Genomic DNA, 18268 nt, shown 5'->3' with positions numbered 1-18268 from the left:
TGCTCCTGACAGGTTCAGTCAGATAGCGGTGAGGCATGGACATCTGACCGATCCGTCACGAGTGGCCGGGGTCCAAAGCGGCCATGCCCTTGTGATTGCAGTCGTGGATCAGTTGCCGCGCATACGCTTCGGGCATCTGGTGCCCGGTGAACGTGGATCTCCGCGTAGAGCCCGCGCATCTCGGCGAAGCCGACTCGGACCGATGGGCCTACCGGTTGGTTGATGAGGGGACCGTGGCCGGACCGACTGTCGGGTGCCCTCCGACGACGCCGGCGGTGCAGAGCTCGGTGAGCAGGGTCGGCTCCAGTCCGAGGTCGGTGAGAATGGCGTGGTTGTCCTGGCCGAGCAGGGGGGCGTGCGTGCGGTGGAAGCGGTAGGGGCCTGCGGAGAAGCGGGCGGGGATCGTGCTGTGGCGGGCGGTTCCGGTGATCGGATGGGTGAGGTTCTCGAAGAAGCCGCGGAAGATGAGTTGCGGGATCTCGGTCTGGCGGTGCGGCTGCAACACCTTTGCCACGGGAATGCCTGCATCCCAGAGGGTTCGGACGATGTCGTCGCTGTCGCGGTCGGCGCACCAGGTCGCGAGTCTGGTGTCGATTTCGGTGTGTCTGGCGCGCCGGCCCGCCGCGCTCGACAGTGCCGGGTCCAGCATCCAGAACGGTGTGCCGAGGGCTTCGCGGAGTTTGCGCCACTGCCCGTCGGTGGCGATCGCGATCGCGACCCAGCAGTCCCGGCCACCGAATTCGTCGGTGCCCGCGGCCTGGTAGAGGTTCTGTGGCGCGGCGGCCGGACCACGGTTGCCGTCGCGGTGCAGCAGCACTCCGTTGGCGGAGTACTCGAGCACCTGCTCGGCGGCGACATTGAGTGCGGCGTCCACCATGGCGGCCTCGATCAGGGTGCCCGCACCGGTGCGGCGGCGGTGAGTGAGGGCCAGCAGCAGGGCGTTGAGCGCGTGCACCCCGGCGTTGGGGTCGCCGATCGAATAGGGCTGCACGGGATTCTCGTCCGGGTGGCCGGTGAGCCAGCTGATGCCCGAGGTGTCCTCGATGACGTAGGCGAACGCGGGATTGTCCCGCCACGGCCCGGTGGTCCCGAAACCCGGCATGCGCACCATGATCCCGTCGGGCCGCAGCGCGCGGTAGGCGGGATAGTCCAGGCCGATCTGGGCGAGCACGCGGGGGGTGTAGTTCTCGACGACCACATCGCAGGTCGCGGCGAGCTTCGCCAGCACCGCGCGGCCACGGTCGTCGGACAGGTCCAGGGTGACGCTCTTCTTGCCCGCGTTGAGCCCGGCGAAGATCGGTGACTTCTCCCACCACCGGTCCTCGCTGACCGGTACTCCCGCGATGAGCCGGGTGCCGTCGAGCCGGGCGGCCGACTCCACATGGATCACCTCGGCGCCCAGCATCGCCAGATAGTGCGTGCACGACGGACCCGCCCAGAAGGTGGTGAGATCGAGTACTCGCACACCACGGAACGGCAGCTGTTCGGTTGCGCCACTGCGGGTTCGGACACCGCGTGATCGGTTCGCCGGGGCGCGGTAGTGCTCGGTGTGTTCACCCAGCCGCGGCGCGGGACCCAGCTCCGGCAGCAGCGGCGGATCGAAACGATAGGGCGCGCCGGGCCGGACGAACCCGTCCCGGGGATCGGTCACGAACGACCCCCGGGCCAGGTGATGGTCCATCGTCGGGGCGTTCGACCCGTCGGCGACCGGCCCGTTCGGAATCCGGAAGGCCGAAGCCAGATCCTGCACCACCTCGACCGGTTGTTCGGCCAGCCAGGCGTAGATCTGCGGTGCCCTGGCGGCGGCGCGTTCGGTGATCGAGGCGTCGGTGTCCTCGTCGATCCACTCGGGATGCCCGACCATCGCGCACAGGTCGAACCACTGCTGCATGGTACCGCAGCCCACCGAGACCAGGCCGTCGGCCGCGGTCGCGATACCGGGCACACTGCGCCGGCGCCGATCCCGGAACGGGCGGCCCAGCGCGTCGTGGAAGGTGACGGGAAAGTAGGTCAGTCCGAGGATCTGGGCTTCGAGAATCGACAGGTCGATCAGCTCGCCCGCACCGCCGCGCAACCGGGAGGTCAGGGTGGCTACCGAGGCGTGGGCACCGGCGAACCATTCGCCGATCCGCCCACCGACCGCCACCGGCGCCCGCTCCGGCGCCCCGCGCCCGAGCCCGATGATGCCGCCCGACCAGGCTTGCAAGGTGAACTCGGTGGCGGGGCGACTCGCCCACGGCCCGTCGAGCCCGAACGGCGTGATGGCGGTGACCACCAGGTGCCGGTGCGCGCGCCGCAGGGCCGTGGGGGAGTAGGCGGGATCGGCAGTGATCGGCGAATCGGGTTCCCACACAACGATATCGGCGGCGGCCAGCAGTGCGTCGAGCAGTGTTCGATCCGGTGGCGCGGCCACGTCGACGATCACGCTGCGTTTGGCGCCGGACAGGAACGTGAACAGCGGCGCATCGCTGCCCTGGGCGGGCACGGTGTGCGAGGCGGACCACCGCCGCAGCGCCGCGCCGCCCGGCGGTTCCACCACGACGACCTCGGCGCCGCCGTCGGCCAGCAGTTTGGTGCAGTAGGCCCCCGCGATCCCGGTGGACAGGTCGAGGACCGACCACCCGGACAGCGGCGCGGTACTCACCGGTCGTCCTTGCGCGCTGATTTGCTCAGCCGGAACTCCGGCGGGAAGCGGGCGTCGTTGTCCTTCACCGAGGCGCTGAGTCCGCTGTCGTAGGCATCGCCGAGCATGAGCTCGTCGTCGGCGTGGACGTGTCCGCCCATCGATTCGAAGAACCCGCTCAGCAGGCTGCCCATGTACTCGCCCTGCTGCTGCTTCATGATCTCGAAGAAGACCTTCTGCATGAAGATGGTGTCGGTGGGGCGATTACGGGCGCAGGCCAGCGCGTATTTGGCGGTCTCGGCCTCCAGTTCGTCCCTGGGCACCACCTTGTTGAGGAAATCGCAGTCGGCCATCTCCTGCGCGGTGAACGGCCTGCCGGTGAACACCATCTCCTGGAACTTGCGCAATCCCATGGTCTGCGCCCAGGTCCACATCCGCGGTCCCCAGCCGTAGTAGCGGAACGATGGATGGCCGAAGAGCGCGTCATCGCTGGAGATCACCAGATCGGCGTCGGCGGCCTGATAGAAGTGCCAGCCGTAACAGTAGCCCTTCACCTCGACGATGCTGATCTTCTTGAACTCCTGCAGGCTCCGGCAGCCCGCTTGGGCGTTGGCGTACCACTGGCTGACCGACGCGCCGTGCCGGAACGACCCTGTGGGCGGGTACCGCACGCCCTCCTCGGCGCCGATCTTGTACTCGGCCAGTCGCGGCCCCTGGTCCGGATCCCGCTGCGTAGCAAGGAATTCAGGAAGATCGGCGCCGCTGCCGAAATCGTCGCCGACGCCCCGGACAACGAGCACCTTGACGTCGTCGTCGATGCTCGCGCGATGGATCAGGTCGCCGTAGCGCAGCCGGGCCGCGCTGGTGGGGGCGTTGAGATGGTCGGGACGGTCGAAAGTGATGGTGGCGATACGGGTTTCGGGGTCTTTGTCGTAGCGGATGATCTCCTCCGCCGACGGCTGCTCCGGTCCGGGCACGATGCGGCTCCTTTGCCTGGACGAGGCGGACCGCCCGGCAGGCGGCCCGCCTCGAAATGTGTTGCGGGTCAGTGCGGCCAGTGCGGCGCGTCGGTGAGCACCTCGGCGCCGTCGGTGGTGATCAGGACCGCGTCACGGCCGAAGACCGCACCGACGCCGGGCTCCCAGACATAACTGGTGACCGACAGCACCATGCCGGGTTCGAGTCGTTCGGCCTCGGCGGTCTGCCGCAACAGCGGCGAGACCACCGGGGCGTCGAAACCCATGCCGAGGCCGCGGGCCACCGGCATCGGCGGCAGTGCTTCCCCGGCGAGTTCGTAGGCGGTGAGCAGATCGGCGGCCACCGCGCCCGGACGGCAAGCCTCGACGAGCCTGTCCCACAGCACATCCCAGCGCCGGTAGAGCGCGTGCACGCCGGCATCAGCCTCGCCGTCGGCGGGCCACGTGCGGCCGACCTCACCGATGTAGCCCTCGCCGAGAATCCCCGCCGAGAACGCCACCAGGTCACCGGCTCCCACCCGCCGTTGCGCGCCCGCCCGCTGCCATGGATGCGCTCGCGAGGTCACCCATGCCGAATCCTGCGAGGCGGGCGTACTGATCCCGCCCGCGGCCATGGCCTCGAGCAGGATCCCGATCAGCGACTGCTCGCTCACGCCCGGCGCGAGCGCGGCCACCGACGCCGCCAGACCGGTCTGCGCGACGGCGAGGGCACGGCGCAACGCGAGGATCTCCTCGGGTGTCTTGATCCGCCGTGCCGCGCTCATCGCCGGTTCCCCGTCGACGAGTTCGGCCTGCGGGAACGCCTGTGGCAGCAACTGGGCGAAGGTCGGGGACATGGCGTCGGTGCCGACCCGGCGGGCCGTGCTCGCGCCATCGATGCGGCGCAGCACCTCGATGGTGGTCAGCGGATTCCATGCCAGGCCGTAGAGATTGTCGTGCGGGATGTCCTCGGGGATGCCCTCGTCCCAGGTGCTCAGCAGATGCACCGCGCCGGTGTCGCGCACCAGGGTGGCGACGGGGCCGAAGGGCCGGGTCCCCGCCACCCACAATTGCTGGGCGCCTGCCACGTAGCGGGCATTGGCTTGCCTGCCCAGGACGAGGATGTCGAGATCGTCGGCATGCATCTGTGCCAGTGCGCGAGCGCGCCGCCCATGCCGCAGGGCGCGCTCGTCGGGCAGGATCTCAGTACCCATACGGGTCGTATGGGTAGTCGGTGAGGGGCGAAAAGCCCTGGTCGGTGATCACAACGATCTCCTCGCTTCGATATCCACCGGTGCCGTCCTCCCAGACGACCGGTTCGAGCACCAGCACCATCCCGGGTTCGAACACGAAGTTCTCGTCGTATTCCGCGCCGAGATCGGTGCCGATCATCGGCATCTCGGCGGCGCTGACGCCGATGCCGTGACCCAGATAGAAATGCGGCAGCCAGGGTTTGACGCCGCCGTTGGCCGCGATCGCGGCCCGGGTGAGATCGGCGGCGCTCGCACCGGCGCGGGTGACCTCGAGTACCGCCGTGATGATCTCGTGCCAGCGCTCGAACTGGCGTTGCTGCCGCGCGTTCGGAGCGTCGCCCACGATCCAGGTGCGGCCGAAGTCCGAGCAGTAGCCGCCGTAGGTGATGCTGACATCGGTCCACAGCACGTCACCGGCCGCGAGGGCGCGCTCGGTGGTGAGCAGCGGCAGCGCCAGGTCGCCGTGCGTGGTCCACACGCCCTCGGCCTTGGACTGCGGCATCACCTGCCAGATGGCGTCGAGCATGTTCGCGGTGGCGCCGAGTTCGAAAGCGCGCCGGACGAATCGGGCCGACAGGTCGATCTGGCGGCGACCAGGCGCGAGGTCGGCCTGCACCTCGGCGATGGCCTTCTCGGTGATCCGGTTGGCGATCCGCAGGCACGAGATCTCATCCGGTGTCTTGATCAGTTTGGCCGCCCCGACGACCAGCGCGGCATCGGAGGGAGCGCCGCCGGGGAACAGCGCGTCCTGCGCCCGGCGCATCGCACCGGTGCATTCGTCGACCGCGACAGTGGACCCCGCCGGAACCAGTTCGGCGAGCACGCGGGCGAAAGTGTCCACGCCCTCGTCGAATTCGAGGTAGACCGGCCCGTGCAGGTGATCGGCGGGCAGTTCGGCCTCGTCGGAGGTGCCCTCCCGGAACGGCAGGAACAGGTGCGGCCAGGGATCACCGGCCACCACCACGGCGACGGGACGCTCGACATGCGAGAGCCCGGCATCACCGAGCGGCCAGTTCGCACCCGTGGCATAGGCGACATTGGTGTTGTTGAGCAGGACCAGCGCGTCGACACCGCGGGCGGCCATCGCCGCGCGCAATCGGGCGCCGGTCTCACGCCGCATCCGCGCCCGGTCGGGGACATCGGGGATCTCGAAGGCCGCGGACCGCGCGGCCGTGCCGGACACCGTCATCTCAGATGCCCAGGAAATCGCGGATGTTGCCGCTGACGATCCGGGCCGCCGCCGCGGGCCCGACCGCCGCGACGACCGCGGCAAGGGACTGCTCGGAGTAGCCGAAGGTGCTCTCGTTGTGCGGGTAGTCCGAGGACCACATCACCCGGTCGATCCCGATCTGATCGATGAGCGAGAGCCCGAGCGGGTCGACCATGAACGAGGCGCGCATGTGGTTGTCCCAGTAGTGCCGGATGTCGTGTTCCACCGGCCGGTCCAGCATGTGCTGGAAGGAGGCGAGCATGTGCTCGGCGTCCTGAATGGCCGCGGGCACCCAGTTCACGCCGCCTTCGAACCAGCCGATGCTCAGCCCGGGGTGCCGGTCGATGATGCCGCTGAAGATGTACTTGGAGAACAGTTCCCGGAACGGCGCGACATTGTGCATCATGCCGACCGCGACGCTGTTGACCTCGCACGGTGCCGACAGCGGCGACTCACCGATGTGGTGGGAGACCGGCACACCGGATTCCTCGATGGCGTCCCAGACCGGGATCATCGCGGTGCTGCCGTAGTCGATGACCGCGCCGTCGTCATCCTTGCCCGCCGACAGCGGCAGCAGGAAGGTCTTGAGCCCCAGCGACTTCAGCTCGTCGAGGGTGCGGCGCGCGCCCTCGGCGTCCCACCAGTTGATCAGGCCGACACCGTAGAAACTGCCACCGGATTGTTCCTGGAGTTCGGCGATGTAGGCGTTGTAGACGCGGAAGCAGAGCTCGCGGATCTCCTTGTCCGGGTAGAACAGCAGCGCGAGCAGCGCGTTGGGGAACGCCAGTTCCCTGGCGATGCCGTCGGCGCGCAGGTCGGCGCCGCGGGCGGCCAGATTGGCGCTGCCGGACCCTTCGAGGGGGTCGTACTGCATGAGCACATGGCTGAAATCGCCGGGCAGGAACGACTTTCCCTTGCGGCCGAGCTGATAGGCGCCGTCCTCGTACCAGACCCGCGGTGCCCGGTCCTTGAGGTTCTCGGGGAAACGCTCGTAGAAGATGTCGTGCGCCAGCGAGATGTGGTTGTCGGCGGAGAAAACCTCCGTGCCGGCGGGCAGCCCGGGGGTGCCTGCCGCCTTGCCGCGCCGGTCCTTGGGCGGGCCGAATCCGCCGGGTGGGTACAGCGGGGCGCTACTACTGGGAACCGGCATCTTGCCCTCCAATGTGATTCTCCTAATGCGGAAATAACGTTATCACAGGTGGAGAGCCGATCGGTCAGCACTTTTCTCATGAGCGCGATTCCATCCACCCGGCAGCGCAAGAACGCTATTCTCATCAGTGAGCCCGACCGAGAGGGGTGAGACCCTTGTCACATCGAGCCAACCAACCTACTGTGTGTTCACTAGGTTTTTGTCGAACAGGTTGCCGCGCATGACTTCTCCCCGTCCTTACGCCTCGCTACTAGCCAAGGGAGAGGATCGCCGCCAGCGGATCGTGACTGTCGCCCAGCGTCTGCTCACCCGCAACGGCTGGCGGAATACGAGTCTGGCGATGATCGCGCGTGAGGCCGGGGTGAGCCCCGCGGGGTTGCTGCACCACTTCACCTCGAAGAACCAGCTGCTGCATGCGGTGCTCGATGCCCGCGATGCCGACGACCTGCAGCAGGCGGACCTGCGCGGGGACCTGATCGCCGAGATCGAGAAGGTCGCCGAGCGCATCCAGCGCTCGCCCGAACTGGTCGGCACCTTCGCGGTCCTGCTCGTGGAGAACCTCCAGCCCGAGGCTCCGCTGCACGACCGGATGCTGGACAGATGGAACCTGGCCGTCGGCATCGTCACGGCGCTCATCCGCCACAACCAGGAAATCGGCCGCTACCGTGCCGATTTCGATCCCGGGATCCGGGCGGTGGAGATCGTCGCTTTCATCAATGGAATGGAGATCTCATGGCTGCTCGATCATTCGATACCCCTGGCCGAGGTGTTCGCCGAGTACACGAGGTCGCTGACACGCGACTTCGCCCCGGACCCTCGGCGATGAGGTATCGCCTCGACGTCGTGGCGACCAGTGTGGTCGATGTCGTCGAGCATGCCGGGGGCTGGCTGTTCGATCGCGCCGTCGCGGGCTGGGATGTGTCGGTGCTGGTCGCCGAGATCTCCGATGCGCGACCGCTGCGCATCCTCGGTGCCGAACTGGTCGACCTGCACCAGGTGCTCTCCGCGCACGGGCAGGGCCGCAGACCGCACGCGCTGGCGATCGCGGGCGACGTCTGCTGTCGCGACTCCCGCGCGCACCGCGGTGTGGTCTCGGCCCTGCGCGACGGGGGCGTGGAAGTCGTTGTCTGGGGAGATGATTGGTCCTCGCCACCCGAACATCGGGTCGATCCGGTGGTGCACCGGCTCAGTGTGGCCGCGCGCGCGTTCAAGGCGCAGGCGCTGACCGCGGCCCGGTTGCCGGCCGAATCGGTCGGCGCGACCGAGGTCTTCCGCAGCGGGGCGTCGATGTTCCCGCCCATCGGGGCGGATCTGAGCCCGGTCGGCTGAACCGCCGAAGCCGCCGTTCGCGCCCGTGGAGTCGGGTGCGAACGGCGGCGAGCCGGTCAGATGCCGATGTAGACGGCCTTGGTGTTGAAATAGGCTTCGATGCCCTTGCGGCCGCGTTCGCCGCCCCAGCCCGACTGCTTCTGGCCGCAGATCGGCATCGAGGGATCGGCGGCGAGCGAGGTGTTCACCCAGATCTGGCCCGCGCGTAGCTCGTTGGCGAGGCGGTGGGCGCGGCCGAGGTTCTCGGTCCAGATCGAGCCTGCCAGACCGTATTCGGTGTCGTTGGCGGCCGCGATCACCTCGTCCTCGTCGTCGAAGGGGATCACCGAGCCGACCGGGCCGAAGATCTCCTCGCGGATAAGCCGCATGTCGGGGGTGGTTCCGGTGATGATCGTCGCCTCGTAGAAGTAGCCGCGGCGGTCCATCGGCTTGCCGCCGGTCACCACCTGCGCGCCTGCCGCGACACCGTCGTCGACGATCCCCGCGACGCGTCGGCGTTGCTTCTCGCTGATCAGCGGACCCAGTACCGAGTTGGGATCGTCGCTGCCGCCCATCGGCAGCATCGCGGCGAAGGCTGCCAGTCCCTCCACTACCCGGTCGTAGATGCCGCGCTGGACGTAGATGCGCGAGGTGCACGAGCAGTTCTGCCCGGAACCGGCGAGCAGGCCCATACCCGCTCCCATGATCGCTTTGTCCAGATTCGCGTCGTCGAACATGATCAGCGGCGACTTGCCGCCGAGTTCGAGGGTCAGGCGCTTGAGGTTGCCCGCGGCGGCCTTGACGATCAGGCGCCCGACCTCGGTCGATCCGGTGAACGAGATCTTGTCGACGTCCGGGTGCGCGGTGAGCGCCGCGCCGGTGGTCTCGCCGTACCCGGTGACGACATTGAGCACACCGTCGGGCAGACCCGCCTCGCGGAAGATCTCCTCGAGCTTCAGCGCGCTGAGCGGGGTCTCCTCGGCGGGCTTGAGCACCGCGCTGCACCCGGCGGCCAGCGCAGGCGCGACCTTGAGCATCGCCACGAAGAACGGCCCGTTCCACGGCACGATGAGGCCGACCACGCCGACCGGCTCGAGCTGGGTGAAGGTATGGAAACTCTCGAATTCGCCCAGCAGCCCGTCGGAGACGAGACTGCTCGACTCGCCGTGGATCTTGCCGACCCACCCGGCGTAGTACATCAGCATGTCGTAGGCCACCGCGATGATGTGGCGGGCGGCCACAGCGTTCATGCCGTTGTCGCGGGCCTCGATCGCGGCGAGTTCGTCGGTGCGTTCCCGCACGATCGCCGCGGCCCGGAACAGGACCTGCGCGCGGTGACCGGCCGGCTGCTTGCGCCAGACCCCGGACTCGAATGTCTCGCGGGCCCGGGCAACCGCCGCGTCGACGGCCTCCCGGTCGGAATCGACGACCTCCGCTATCTGTTCCTCGGTCGACGGGTCGAAGACCTCGATGGTGTTGCTCACTGTGCCTCTCCTTTCGCCGGGCCGCCCTGGGCGCGGGTCGGCGCGGAGTCCTCGGGTGCCGAGAACCCCTGCTACGAAAGGGTTCCCATGGCAGTAACCGATGAGAATGATACTCTCCCTAGAGGGAAATGGCATATAGCTAAGGAAAGTCAACTCTGCGGATACCTCGATCCGATCCGATCCGATCCGATCCGATGCGGTGAAGGTGCTGGCGGCGCAGTTCTCCGCGGAGCCGGAGTTTTGGACGCGGTCCGAGCGGGAGGCCGATCGGGCCGCGGGGTTGTCGCATCCGGCGATCGTGATGCTTCAGCAGCAGCGCGACTGAATCGGTTCGCCTTTACTTCACTGACCGTAACCGCTCACGGTTGCATTCTTTATTCGCAATGAAGGTGTGACCGATTTGTTTATCGGGTCGTCGGTGAAGAGCGATTTCCGGGGGTTGCTGCGAGCGGTGGGGTGGTGGAGGCTGGATGATCATGTCCTGTGGTTGCCTGTCGGTGGTCGCGGGATCTCACTTCGATGGCGTGGAGGTTGTTGTCGTGAGTAGTCAGCGCCCGTTCTATACCGATGTCCAGTCCCACTATGATTTGAGTGATGATTTCTTCGGATTGTTCCTGGATCCGACCCGTACCTATAGTTGCGCGTATTGGAAAGAACCCGGCTACACCCTGGAACAGGCCCAGATCGCGAAAATCGATCTCGCGCTGGGGAAATGCGGGCTAGAGCCGGGTATGACGTTGCTCGATGTCGGGTGCGGGTGGGGCTCGACGATGCTGCGGGCCCTGGACACTTATCAGGTGAATGTGGTCGGGCTGACGTTGAGCCGCAATCAGTACGAATACGTATCGGATCTGTTGCGCAAGCGCGATGGCGGCGGTGGGCATGGTGAGGTGTTGTTGGCTGGGTGGGAGGAGTTCGAGGGCCGGGTCGATCGAATCGTGAGTATCGGGGCGTTCGAGCATTTCCGGACCGAGCGCTACGGCGATTTCTTCGACTTCGCTCGCCGGGCGATGCCCGCCGACGGGGTCATGCTGTTACACACCATCGTCGGATACGGGCGGGACCATCTGCGGGAGAACGGGATCCGATGGACCCGTGAGGACTTCGAGTTCATGCGGTTCATCCGTGAGACGATCTTTCCGGGTGGGCAGCTGCCCGTGCCATGGGGGAGTGACTCGCGCGGCGTACGCGAACGCGCCGAAGCCGGCGGTTTCACCGTCACGCAAATTCAGGCGCTGCAGTTGCATTACGCGACAACCCTCGACCATTGGGTCGCCGCGCTGACCGCGCACAACGACGAGGCGGTCGCGATCGCCGGGCAGGCCACGGTCGATAACTACCAGCGCTACCTGACCGGCAGCGCCGAGCGCTTCCGGGCCGGTCAGATCGATGTCATGCAGTTCACCTGCGCGAAAACACCGCCGGCATGACCCGCACGGTTCGGTCGTCCGCTCAGGCTGCCACGACCTCGGCGGCGCCGTTGAGTCGGGCGTAGCGTCCGCCGTCGTCGAGCAGTGTCGTGTGATCGCCGAGCTCGACCACCCGGCCATGGTGGAGTACCGCGATCTGGTCGGCGTCGCGGATGGTGCTGAGCCGGTGCGCGATCGTGATGACCGTGCGGCCCTGTGCGACCACGTCGATGGCGGCCTGCACCGCACGCTCGGTCTCGTTGTCGAGTGCACTGGTCGCCTCGTCGAGCACCAGCACGCGTGGGTCGCGCAACAGGGTGCGGGCCAGGGCGATCCGCTGTTTCTCACCGCCGGAGAACCGGTGACCGCGCGACCCGACCACGGTGTCGTAGCCCTGGGGTAGCGAGGCGATCAGCTCGTGTATCTGGGCGGCGCGGGCCGCGCGCTCGATCTCCGCGTCGGTGGCGCTGGGCGCGGCGTAGCGGAGGTTCTCGCGAATGGTCGTATGCAGTAGGTAGGACTCCTGCGACACCACGCCGACAATGCGAGCGAGGGTGCCGAGCTTCAGGTCGCGGACGTCGACGCCGTCGATGCTCACCCGACCGGCGGTCGCGTCGTGCAGTCGTGCGACGAGTGAGGCGAGGGTGGTCTTGCCGGAGCCGGTCTCGCCGACGAGCGCCAGCGTCGACCCAGGCGGCACGACGAGCGAGACGCCATCGAGCACATCGGGGCCCGCGGCGTCGTATCGGAAGCCGACCTCCTCGAACCGGACCTCGCCCACGACATCGCGCGGGTCCAGGTCGACCGGCTGGCTGGGCTCATCGATCTCGACCGGAAGGTCGAGGTAGCCGAAGATCCGGCTGAACAACGCCATCGAGCTGGTGACTTCGACACCCACGTTGAGCAGGGCCATCAGCGGCCTGAAGAGCCCGGCCTGCAGGGTGGTGAAGGCGACCAGGGTGCCGATCGTCATGCCGCTGCTGGTCGCCGGAAGACCGGCGGCGAGGTAGAGCAGGGCTGGGATGGCCGCGAAGAGGATGCTCATGGTGGCCATCCGCCAGCGGCCCGCGAGCTGTGAGCGCACTTCGAGGCCGACCAGGTCGTGCGAGGTCTTCTCGAAGTGGGCGGACGTGAGAGGGCCGGTGCCGAGGGTTTTGCCGAGCTGCACTCCGTTCACCGAAAGTCCCTCCTCGACTTGGCCGTGCAGGTCGGCGAGGTGGCGTTGGCGCTGGGCGGTGATGTCACGGCGAAGCAGGGCTACGCGTCGGGTCAGCCAGATCGCCGGTGGCAGCACCACCAGCGACAGCAGCGACAACCGCCACGACAGCACGGCCATCGCGATAGCCGTGCCGACCACAGTGGTGACGTTGCTCGCGATGGAGGTCGCGGTGCTGGTGACCACGGACTGCATGCCACCGACATCGTTGATCAGGCGGGACTGGACTTCACCGCCGCGGGTGCGGGTGAAGAAAGCCAGTGACTGCCGCTGCAGGTGACGGAACACGTCGGCACGCAGGACATGCATGACCTGCTGTCCGACAGTGGTGGAGATGAGCGTCTGGCCGACGCCGAGCACCGCGGTGAGCACGGTGACGGCGAGCATGCCGCCCACGGCCCAGAGCAGGAGCGAGACGTCCTGGTGCGGCAACGCGTCATCGATCACGAGTCGCAGCAGGAACGGCGAGGCGAGGCTGATCGTCGAACCCGCCACGATCAGGGCGGTCAGCAGGGTGAGCTGAAGCCGGTACGGCGCGAAAAGCGCGGCGATCCGGCGCAGGGACACGGGGGACTCGCGCAATTGTGCGCGGTCGGCCGGGTCGGGGCGGCGGGCACGTCCGCCGCCGGCGGAGTCTTTCACTTCCATATGCAACCCCCTTGGGTTGTGCTTATGCTGAGGTTACCTCACTATCTGGTAGGGGAAACAAAGCGAGAGGCGGGTTTATGCCCGACAACGACAGCGACCTCCTGATGCAGGTGGCCAGGACGCTGCGTCGGTGCTGGGCGGCGGCGTACGCGCCGATGGGGCTGACCCCGCACCAGGCACGCGCGCTTCGGGTGACCGGCGAGCAAGACGGTCTCCGGCTGTCGGCCCTCGCCGACGCATTGCGGATCAGCCCCCGCTCGGCCACGGAAGTGGTAGACGCACTCGAAAAGGCAGACTTGGTCGCTCGGCAGCCCGACCCGACAGACCGCCGCGCGATTCTCGTGGCGGTGACCGCGCGGGGCAGAAGGACCCTCGCCACCCTGGCCGCGGCCAGGACGAAGGACGCCGACGATTTCTTCGGAAGACTCACCGACCATGAGCGCGCCGCACTGCGGGACATTCTCGGCAAACTCGCCCGCTGAGGCGGGGCGTGGGGTGCGGTCCAGCCCTTTTCCTGCTCGACCGTCTCGAACAAACGGTCCAGATCATCGAGGTCGGCCGAATCGGCCTGCACGCCGGTCACATTCCGGCCGATCAGCTTGACGGCTTCGTCCAGCGCGTCCTTCCGCCGGCCCGAAATGAAGACGTGAGCTCCTTCGTCGACGAACTACTTCGCACCGGCCAGTGTCATACCACTTGTCGCGCCGGTGATCACCGCAACTTGCCATCGAGCTTTCCCACAACTACTCCATTCGCGCGCCACGCCGATGTTAAAGACACCAATTTGAGTGCTTAACGTAGCGAACAGCTACGCGGCGTGCAAGCTATGCACACCGATCGGTACCCGATTGGGCTAAGCTGGGCTTGTGACAGAGTTGGAGAAGGGGCCGCGAGGCCAGCGGCGCGGCAGGGGCGCACGAGAGCGCATCCTGAGCGCGTCACAACAACTGTTCCGCGATCAAGGCATCAGCTGCACCGGCATGGACCAACTCTGCACAGTGGCCGAGGTGTCCAAGCGCACGCTGTACCAGCACTTCACCGGCAAAGACGAGCTGATCGCCGAATGCCTACGCCGATTCGATCCCGACATCCTGCCCGAAGTGTTCGACCGCACCGATCTCACGCCTCGCGAACGACTTCTCGCCGTGTTCGACGTGCACTCGCCCCTGTGTCCATTCATCGCGGCGGCCGTCGAAATCCCCGACCCGGGCCACCCGGCACGCGTACTCGCCCGCGACTACAAAAATGGCTTTGCCGCCCGGCTCACCGATACCGCCCGCGAGGCAGGCGCCACCAACCCCGAGCAGCTCGGCGAGCAACTGGCGCTACTCCTGGACGGCGCCTCGGCCCGCGGCCGAGTCCTCAACACCGAAGCGTTCACCACCGCCGCCGCCATCGCAGCCCTCCTCGTCGACAACGCCCTCCCCGCGGCAGCGGCACCGGCTGACGCAAGCGCGGTCGAGCAGTACGACCAGGGTGTGGTCAGGTGAATTAGAGCCGATCGCGACGAGACGTGATGGGTATCGGCGTCCATAGAAATGCGTGCTTCGGTGCCGGGAGGCTGCGCGGGCGCGTCGGCTGGCTCAGCTGCCCCCGCCCGGCCCCGCGGCGTGTCCCTGGTTCCGAAAGTAGGCTGATGAAACGACAATTGCCCAAACCCCGCGACCTCGCGCCGCTGCTGCAGTTCAAGCGGCCGCAGCTGAACGGAAAAAAGCGGCGATTGGCCGCGGCGCTGACGATCGAGGATCTGCGCGCGATCGCCAAACGGCGCACTCCCACCGCTGCCTTCGACTACACCGACGGTTCGGCCGAAGCAGAGCTGTCGATCGCTCGCGCGCGCCAAGCGTTTCTCGACATCGAGTTCCACCCCGCGATCCTGCGCGACGTTTCGACGATCAGCACCACTCGAGAGGTTTTGGGCGCGCCTGTTTCGCTGCCTTTCGGAATCGCGCCTACGGGTTTCACCCGGATGATGCAGACCGAAGGCGAGTACGCGGGTGCCAGGGCGGCGGGTCGAGCGGGCATCCCGTTCTCGCTGTCGACCATGGGGACCGCATCCATCGAAGATGTCGCGGGTGCGAACCCGCACGGTCGCAACTGGTTTCAGCTGTACATGTGGAAGGACCGCGACCGCTCGATGGCACTGGTGGAGCGCGCCGCCGCAGCAGGCTACGACACGCTGCTGGTCACCGTGGACGTGCCGGTGGCGGGAGCACGCCTGCGCGACAAGCGAAACGGCATGTCGATACCGCCCGCGCTGACACCGTCCACCGTGCTCGATGCCCTGCCACGGCCACAGTGGTGGTTCGACTTCCTCACCACCGAACCGCTCGCCTTCGCGTCGTTGGATCGGTGGTCCGGCACCGTGGCCGAACTGCTCGACACGATGTTCGATCCCACCGTCACCTTCGCCGACCTCGCCTGGATCCGCGATCAGTGGCCCGGAAAGGTCGTTGTCAAAGGAGTACAGACGCTGGCGGACGCGCGTGCACTGGTCGAGATCGGTGTCGACGGCATCGTTGTCTCCAATCACGGTGGCCGCCAACTGGATCGCGCGCCGATCCCGTTCCACCTCCTGCCTACGGTGGCCGCGGAACTCGGCCGCGACACCGAGATCATGATCGACACCGGAATCATGTCCGGTGCCGATATCGTCGCCTCGATCGCGCTGGGCGCGCGGTTCACCCTCATCGGCCGTGCCTACCTCTACGGCTTGATGGCCGGCGGCGAAGCCGGTGTGGACCGTGCGATCGAGATCCTGTCCGAACAAGTCGAACGCACCATGCGGCTGCTCGGCGTCACTTGTCTGGACGAGCTCACGCCCCAGCACGTCACGCAGCTGACCAGACTTGCACCACGATCGTTGCCGCTGCCCGGTCGGACCTGAATTCCGACTCAGCGACCGTGACCGTCGCGCGCCCCGCACTGACCGATCGGGCCGCCTGCCGGTCATCAGGCTCTGCGTAGGTGGGCGTCGCTCACCCTAGGCTGGGGCGCATGAGTCTTCCCTCGCCTGCCGCCGACTGCACCGCGATCGTCACCGGCGCGTCCTCGGGCATCGGCGCCGCCCTGGCCCGTGAGCTGGCCGGGCGCGGACACCAGGTCACGCTGGTCGCACGCAGCGCCGACAAGCTGGCCGAACTGGCCGCCGAGATCACCGCGACCGGAGGCCGCGCCGATATCCTCGCCGCCGACCTCGGCGACCGCGAGGCCCGCGCCGCGCTGCTCGGTCGCGTCGAAGCGCTCGGTCTCGCGCCCTCGATCCTGGTGAACTGCGCCGGAATCTCCACTCTCGGCCCCGTGCACAAGGCCACCCCGGATGCCGAGATCGCGATGGTCGAACTCGATGTGGTCGCGGTCGTCGATCTGTGCACCCGCTTCCTGCCCGCGATGGTGGCCCGTGGCACGGGAGCGGTGCTCAATGTCGCCTCCACCGGCGCGTTTCAGCCGCTACCCGGCCAGGCCGGGTACGGCGCGAGCAAGGCGTTCGTGCTGTCCTACACGCTGAGCCTGTCCGGCGAACTGCGCGGCACCGGCGTCACCGCGACCGTGCTGTGCCCCGGGCCGGTCGATACCGGTTTCGGCGAGCGTGCCGGCTTCACTTCCGAGGAGGCGCACGCCGCGCTGCCGGCCGTCATGTGGAAATCACCGGAGACGGTGGCCCGCGTCGGCATCAGCGGCCTGGCCAAGGGCGCCATGGTCGCTATCCCGGGCCTGGCCAACCGCGCGGCCGCCGCGTTGGTGCCCTTCCTGCCGAAACGTCTTCTGGTGCCCATCCTTTCGCGCCAGCACCCAGGGCTGCGCTGAGCTGGTCGACTATTCGCACCCGCGACTATGTGTGGCGCCGGGCCCGGGCCGGTCGCCGAGGAGGGCGGCGAACGCCGACCCGCGTCGATCCGGGTATCAGCACCACCTGGATACCAGGACCAGCATCGGCGACGATGGTGGGATGAGTGAAGTGGTCGACATGCGCTCGGTGCGCACCGAGCGCCGAGCCCAACTCGGTGCGTTCCTGAAGTCGCGCCGCGCCAAGATCACCCCGGGTGACGTCGGCTTGCCGCCGGGTTCACGCCGACGCACCCCCGGCTTGCGCCGCGAAGAGGTCGCCCAGCTTTCGGGCATCGGAGTTACCTGGTACACGTGGTTGGAACAGGGCAGGCCGATCAATGCGAGCGTCCAGGTGCTCGACGCGGTGGCGCGCACGCTCGAGCTCGACCACGCGGAGAAAGTGCACCTGTACCGGCTCGCGGATGTGCCGTCGGTGCCGGCTGCGCCGGAGCCGTCGATGATGCCGCCGGGCCTGCCGATGATCTTGGACCAGCTCTCGCCGCTGCCCGCCGTGCTGCTCGATTCCAAGTAGAACGTCCTAGCGCACAACGACGCCTATCGCGCGCTGTTCCCCGGCCTCAGCGACGATGGCAGCAATGTCCTGCGAACGGTGTTCCTGACGCCCGAGTGCTGTAACCCCTATCAGCACAACATCGATGACCAGCGCCGCATGGTCGCCTATTTGCGTGGCGCCTACGTCCGACACCTCGACGACCCGACGTGGCAGGCGCTCGTCGACGAATTATGTGAGGCCAGTGCCGAATTCGCCGGGATGTGGGCCCGCAACGATGTCGCGGTGCCGGTGAACCTGATCAAGGTGATCCAGCACCCCGCGGTCGGCGAGCTCGCGACGCACCTCACGATGATGGCGCTGCCCGCCACCGACGGCGAATGGATCCAGATCTTCACTCCGGTAGACGCGGCGGAGGCCGCGAAACTGTCCGTGCTACTGGCGATGTCGGACGAAGCGCGGTTGCGCCCGGTCGACGAGCATCGGCGGCGGTTCCACGCGGTCGGCTGACCTGGGGCAATGGGGCATCTCGACTGGTCTCAGATATCCGAAACAGTCAGTCCGTGTAGACAACTCGCAAATCGAGTTCCTCGGGTACTATCGCCGACGGGGGAGCACGAGAGATGAACGATGGTCTTCGGCTGCCTCATACCGATATACGACCATCTCCAG

Annotated in this window: 16 protein-coding genes and 1 pseudogene; 10 read left to right on the top strand and 7 right to left on the bottom strand. The window is 67.5% G+C overall.

Going from position 1 to position 18268, the window contains the following annotated elements; genetic code table 11:
• Positions 1 to 208: 208 nt before the first annotated feature.
• From ACFWO8_RS13420 to ACFWO8_RS13400, 5 genes are all read right to left on the bottom strand, one after another.
• Positions 209 to 2644 (bottom strand): CoA transferase, encoded by a 2436-nt coding sequence (locus ACFWO8_RS13420; RefSeq protein WP_378949359.1) that lies wholly within the window; start codon positions 2642 to 2644, stop codon positions 209 to 211.
• Positions 2641 to 3600 carry an enoyl-CoA hydratase/isomerase family protein gene (locus ACFWO8_RS13415; RefSeq protein WP_378949356.1) on the bottom strand — a complete coding sequence of 320 codons (960 nt, stop codon included), beginning with the start codon at positions 3598 to 3600 and terminating at the stop codon, positions 2641 to 2643. The genes ACFWO8_RS13420 and ACFWO8_RS13415 overlap by 4 nt, the downstream gene beginning before the upstream one ends.
• Positions 3601 to 3668: 68 nt before the next feature.
• Entirely contained in the window at positions 3669 to 4793 is a 1125-nt protein-coding gene (locus tag ACFWO8_RS13410) for a M24 family metallopeptidase (RefSeq protein ID WP_378949353.1), read from the bottom strand.
• On the bottom strand, positions 4783 to 6021 hold the full coding sequence (locus ACFWO8_RS13405) for a M24 family metallopeptidase (RefSeq protein WP_378949350.1): 1239 nt from the start codon (positions 6019 to 6021) through the stop codon (positions 4783 to 4785). Before ACFWO8_RS13405 ends, ACFWO8_RS13410 begins: the two co-directional genes overlap by 11 nt.
• Position 6022: 1 nt before the next feature.
• Positions 6023 to 7192 carry an amidohydrolase family protein gene (locus ACFWO8_RS13400; protein WP_378949347.1) on the bottom strand — a complete coding sequence of 390 codons (1170 nt, stop codon included), beginning with the start codon at positions 7190 to 7192 and terminating at the stop codon, positions 6023 to 6025.
• 220 nt (positions 7193 to 7412) lie between these two features.
• Here ACFWO8_RS13400 and ACFWO8_RS13395 point away from each other — a divergent pair, with 220 nt between their 5' ends.
• A complete protein-coding gene (locus ACFWO8_RS13395) occupies positions 7413 to 8018 on the top strand; it encodes a TetR/AcrR family transcriptional regulator (RefSeq protein WP_378949344.1) in 606 nt (201 codons plus the stop codon).
• Positions 8015 to 8521, top strand: coding sequence for a hypothetical protein (locus tag ACFWO8_RS13390; protein WP_378949341.1), 507 nt, complete (start codon positions 8015 to 8017; stop codon positions 8519 to 8521). The genes ACFWO8_RS13395 and ACFWO8_RS13390 overlap by 4 nt, the downstream gene beginning before the upstream one ends.
• 56 nt (positions 8522 to 8577) lie before the next feature.
• Here the strand turns inward: ACFWO8_RS13390 and ACFWO8_RS13385 are convergent, their stop codons facing one another.
• A complete protein-coding gene (locus ACFWO8_RS13385; RefSeq protein ID WP_378949338.1) occupies positions 8578 to 9984 on the bottom strand; it encodes an aldehyde dehydrogenase family protein in 1407 nt (468 codons plus the stop codon).
• Positions 9985 to 10183: 199 nt separating this feature from the next.
• Here ACFWO8_RS13385 and ACFWO8_RS13380 point away from each other — a divergent pair, with 199 nt between their 5' ends.
• Positions 10184 to 10309, top strand: a complete 126-nt coding sequence (locus tag ACFWO8_RS13380) for a hypothetical protein (protein ID WP_378949335.1) — start codon at positions 10184 to 10186, stop codon at positions 10307 to 10309.
• 214 nt (positions 10310 to 10523) lie between these two features.
• Complete coding sequence (locus tag ACFWO8_RS13375) at positions 10524 to 11414, top strand: cyclopropane mycolic acid synthase family methyltransferase (protein WP_378949332.1); 891 nt, start codon at positions 10524 to 10526, stop codon at positions 11412 to 11414.
• 22 nt (positions 11415 to 11436) lie between these two features.
• On the opposite strand, the gene ACFWO8_RS13370 is transcribed toward ACFWO8_RS13375, so the two are convergent.
• Complete coding sequence (locus tag ACFWO8_RS13370) at positions 11437 to 13257, bottom strand: ABC transporter ATP-binding protein (RefSeq protein WP_378949329.1); 1821 nt, start codon at positions 13255 to 13257, stop codon at positions 11437 to 11439.
• A 77-nt stretch (positions 13258 to 13334) separates the two neighbouring features.
• Here ACFWO8_RS13370 and ACFWO8_RS13365 point away from each other — a divergent pair, with 77 nt between their 5' ends.
• From ACFWO8_RS13365 to ACFWO8_RS13340, 6 genes and pseudogenes are all read left to right on the top strand, one after another.
• Positions 13335 to 13739 carry a MarR family winged helix-turn-helix transcriptional regulator gene (locus ACFWO8_RS13365; protein ID WP_378949326.1) on the top strand — a complete coding sequence of 135 codons (405 nt, stop codon included), beginning with the start codon at positions 13335 to 13337 and terminating at the stop codon, positions 13737 to 13739.
• Between the two features lie 384 nt (positions 13740 to 14123).
• A complete protein-coding gene (locus ACFWO8_RS13360; protein ID WP_378949319.1) occupies positions 14124 to 14747 on the top strand; it encodes a TetR/AcrR family transcriptional regulator in 624 nt (207 codons plus the stop codon).
• 146 nt (positions 14748 to 14893) lie between these two features.
• Positions 14894 to 16144, top strand: a complete 1251-nt coding sequence (locus tag ACFWO8_RS13355) for an alpha-hydroxy-acid oxidizing protein (protein ID WP_378949770.1) — start codon at positions 14894 to 14896, stop codon at positions 16142 to 16144.
• Between the two features lie 110 nt (positions 16145 to 16254).
• Complete coding sequence (locus tag ACFWO8_RS13350) at positions 16255 to 17064, top strand: SDR family NAD(P)-dependent oxidoreductase (RefSeq protein WP_378949316.1); 810 nt, start codon at positions 16255 to 16257, stop codon at positions 17062 to 17064.
• A 142-nt stretch (positions 17065 to 17206) separates the two neighbouring features.
• Positions 17207 to 17617 (top strand): helix-turn-helix domain-containing protein, encoded by a 411-nt coding sequence (locus tag ACFWO8_RS13345; RefSeq protein ID WP_378949313.1) that lies wholly within the window; start codon positions 17207 to 17209, stop codon positions 17615 to 17617.
• Between the two features lie 12 nt (positions 17618 to 17629).
• A pseudogene (locus tag ACFWO8_RS13340) lies at positions 17630 to 18106 on the top strand (transcriptional regulator); the annotation flags it as partial.
• Positions 18107 to 18268: the final 162 nt, after the last annotated feature.

Source organism: Nocardia sp. NPDC058480 (assembly GCF_042720495.1).
Lineage (GTDB): Bacteria > Actinomycetota > Actinomycetes > Mycobacteriales > Mycobacteriaceae > Nocardia.
The sequence above is the reverse complement of the archived record's forward strand: the minus strand, read 5'-3'. Positions and strand labels throughout refer to the sequence as shown.

Excerpts from the sequence above, each read along its gene's own strand:
- ACFWO8_RS13400 (WP_378949347.1), bottom strand. The coding sequence starts at position 7,192 with ATGCCGGTTCCCAGTAGTAGCGCCCCGCTGTACCCACCCGGCGGATTC.
- ACFWO8_RS13370 (WP_378949329.1), bottom strand. The coding sequence starts at position 13,257 with ATGGAAGTGAAAGACTCCGCCGGCGGCGGACGTGCCCGCCGCCCCGAC.
- ACFWO8_RS13410 (WP_378949353.1), bottom strand. The coding sequence starts at position 4,793 with ATGGGTACTGAGATCCTGCCCGACGAGCGCGCCCTGCGGCATGGGCGG.
- ACFWO8_RS13390 (WP_378949341.1), top strand. The coding sequence starts at position 8,015 with ATGAGGTATCGCCTCGACGTCGTGGCGACCAGTGTGGTCGATGTCGTC.
- ACFWO8_RS13355 (WP_378949770.1), top strand. The coding sequence starts at position 14,894 with ATGAAACGACAATTGCCCAAACCCCGCGACCTCGCGCCGCTGCTGCAG.
- ACFWO8_RS13365 (WP_378949326.1), top strand. The coding sequence starts at position 13,335 with ATGCCCGACAACGACAGCGACCTCCTGATGCAGGTGGCCAGGACGCTG.
- ACFWO8_RS13350 (WP_378949316.1), top strand. The coding sequence starts at position 16,255 with ATGAGTCTTCCCTCGCCTGCCGCCGACTGCACCGCGATCGTCACCGGC.
- ACFWO8_RS13405 (WP_378949350.1), bottom strand. The coding sequence starts at position 6,021 with ATGACGGTGTCCGGCACGGCCGCGCGGTCCGCGGCCTTCGAGATCCCC.
- ACFWO8_RS13395 (WP_378949344.1), top strand. The coding sequence starts at position 7,413 with ATGACTTCTCCCCGTCCTTACGCCTCGCTACTAGCCAAGGGAGAGGAT.
- ACFWO8_RS13345 (WP_378949313.1), top strand. The coding sequence starts at position 17,207 with ATGAGTGAAGTGGTCGACATGCGCTCGGTGCGCACCGAGCGCCGAGCC.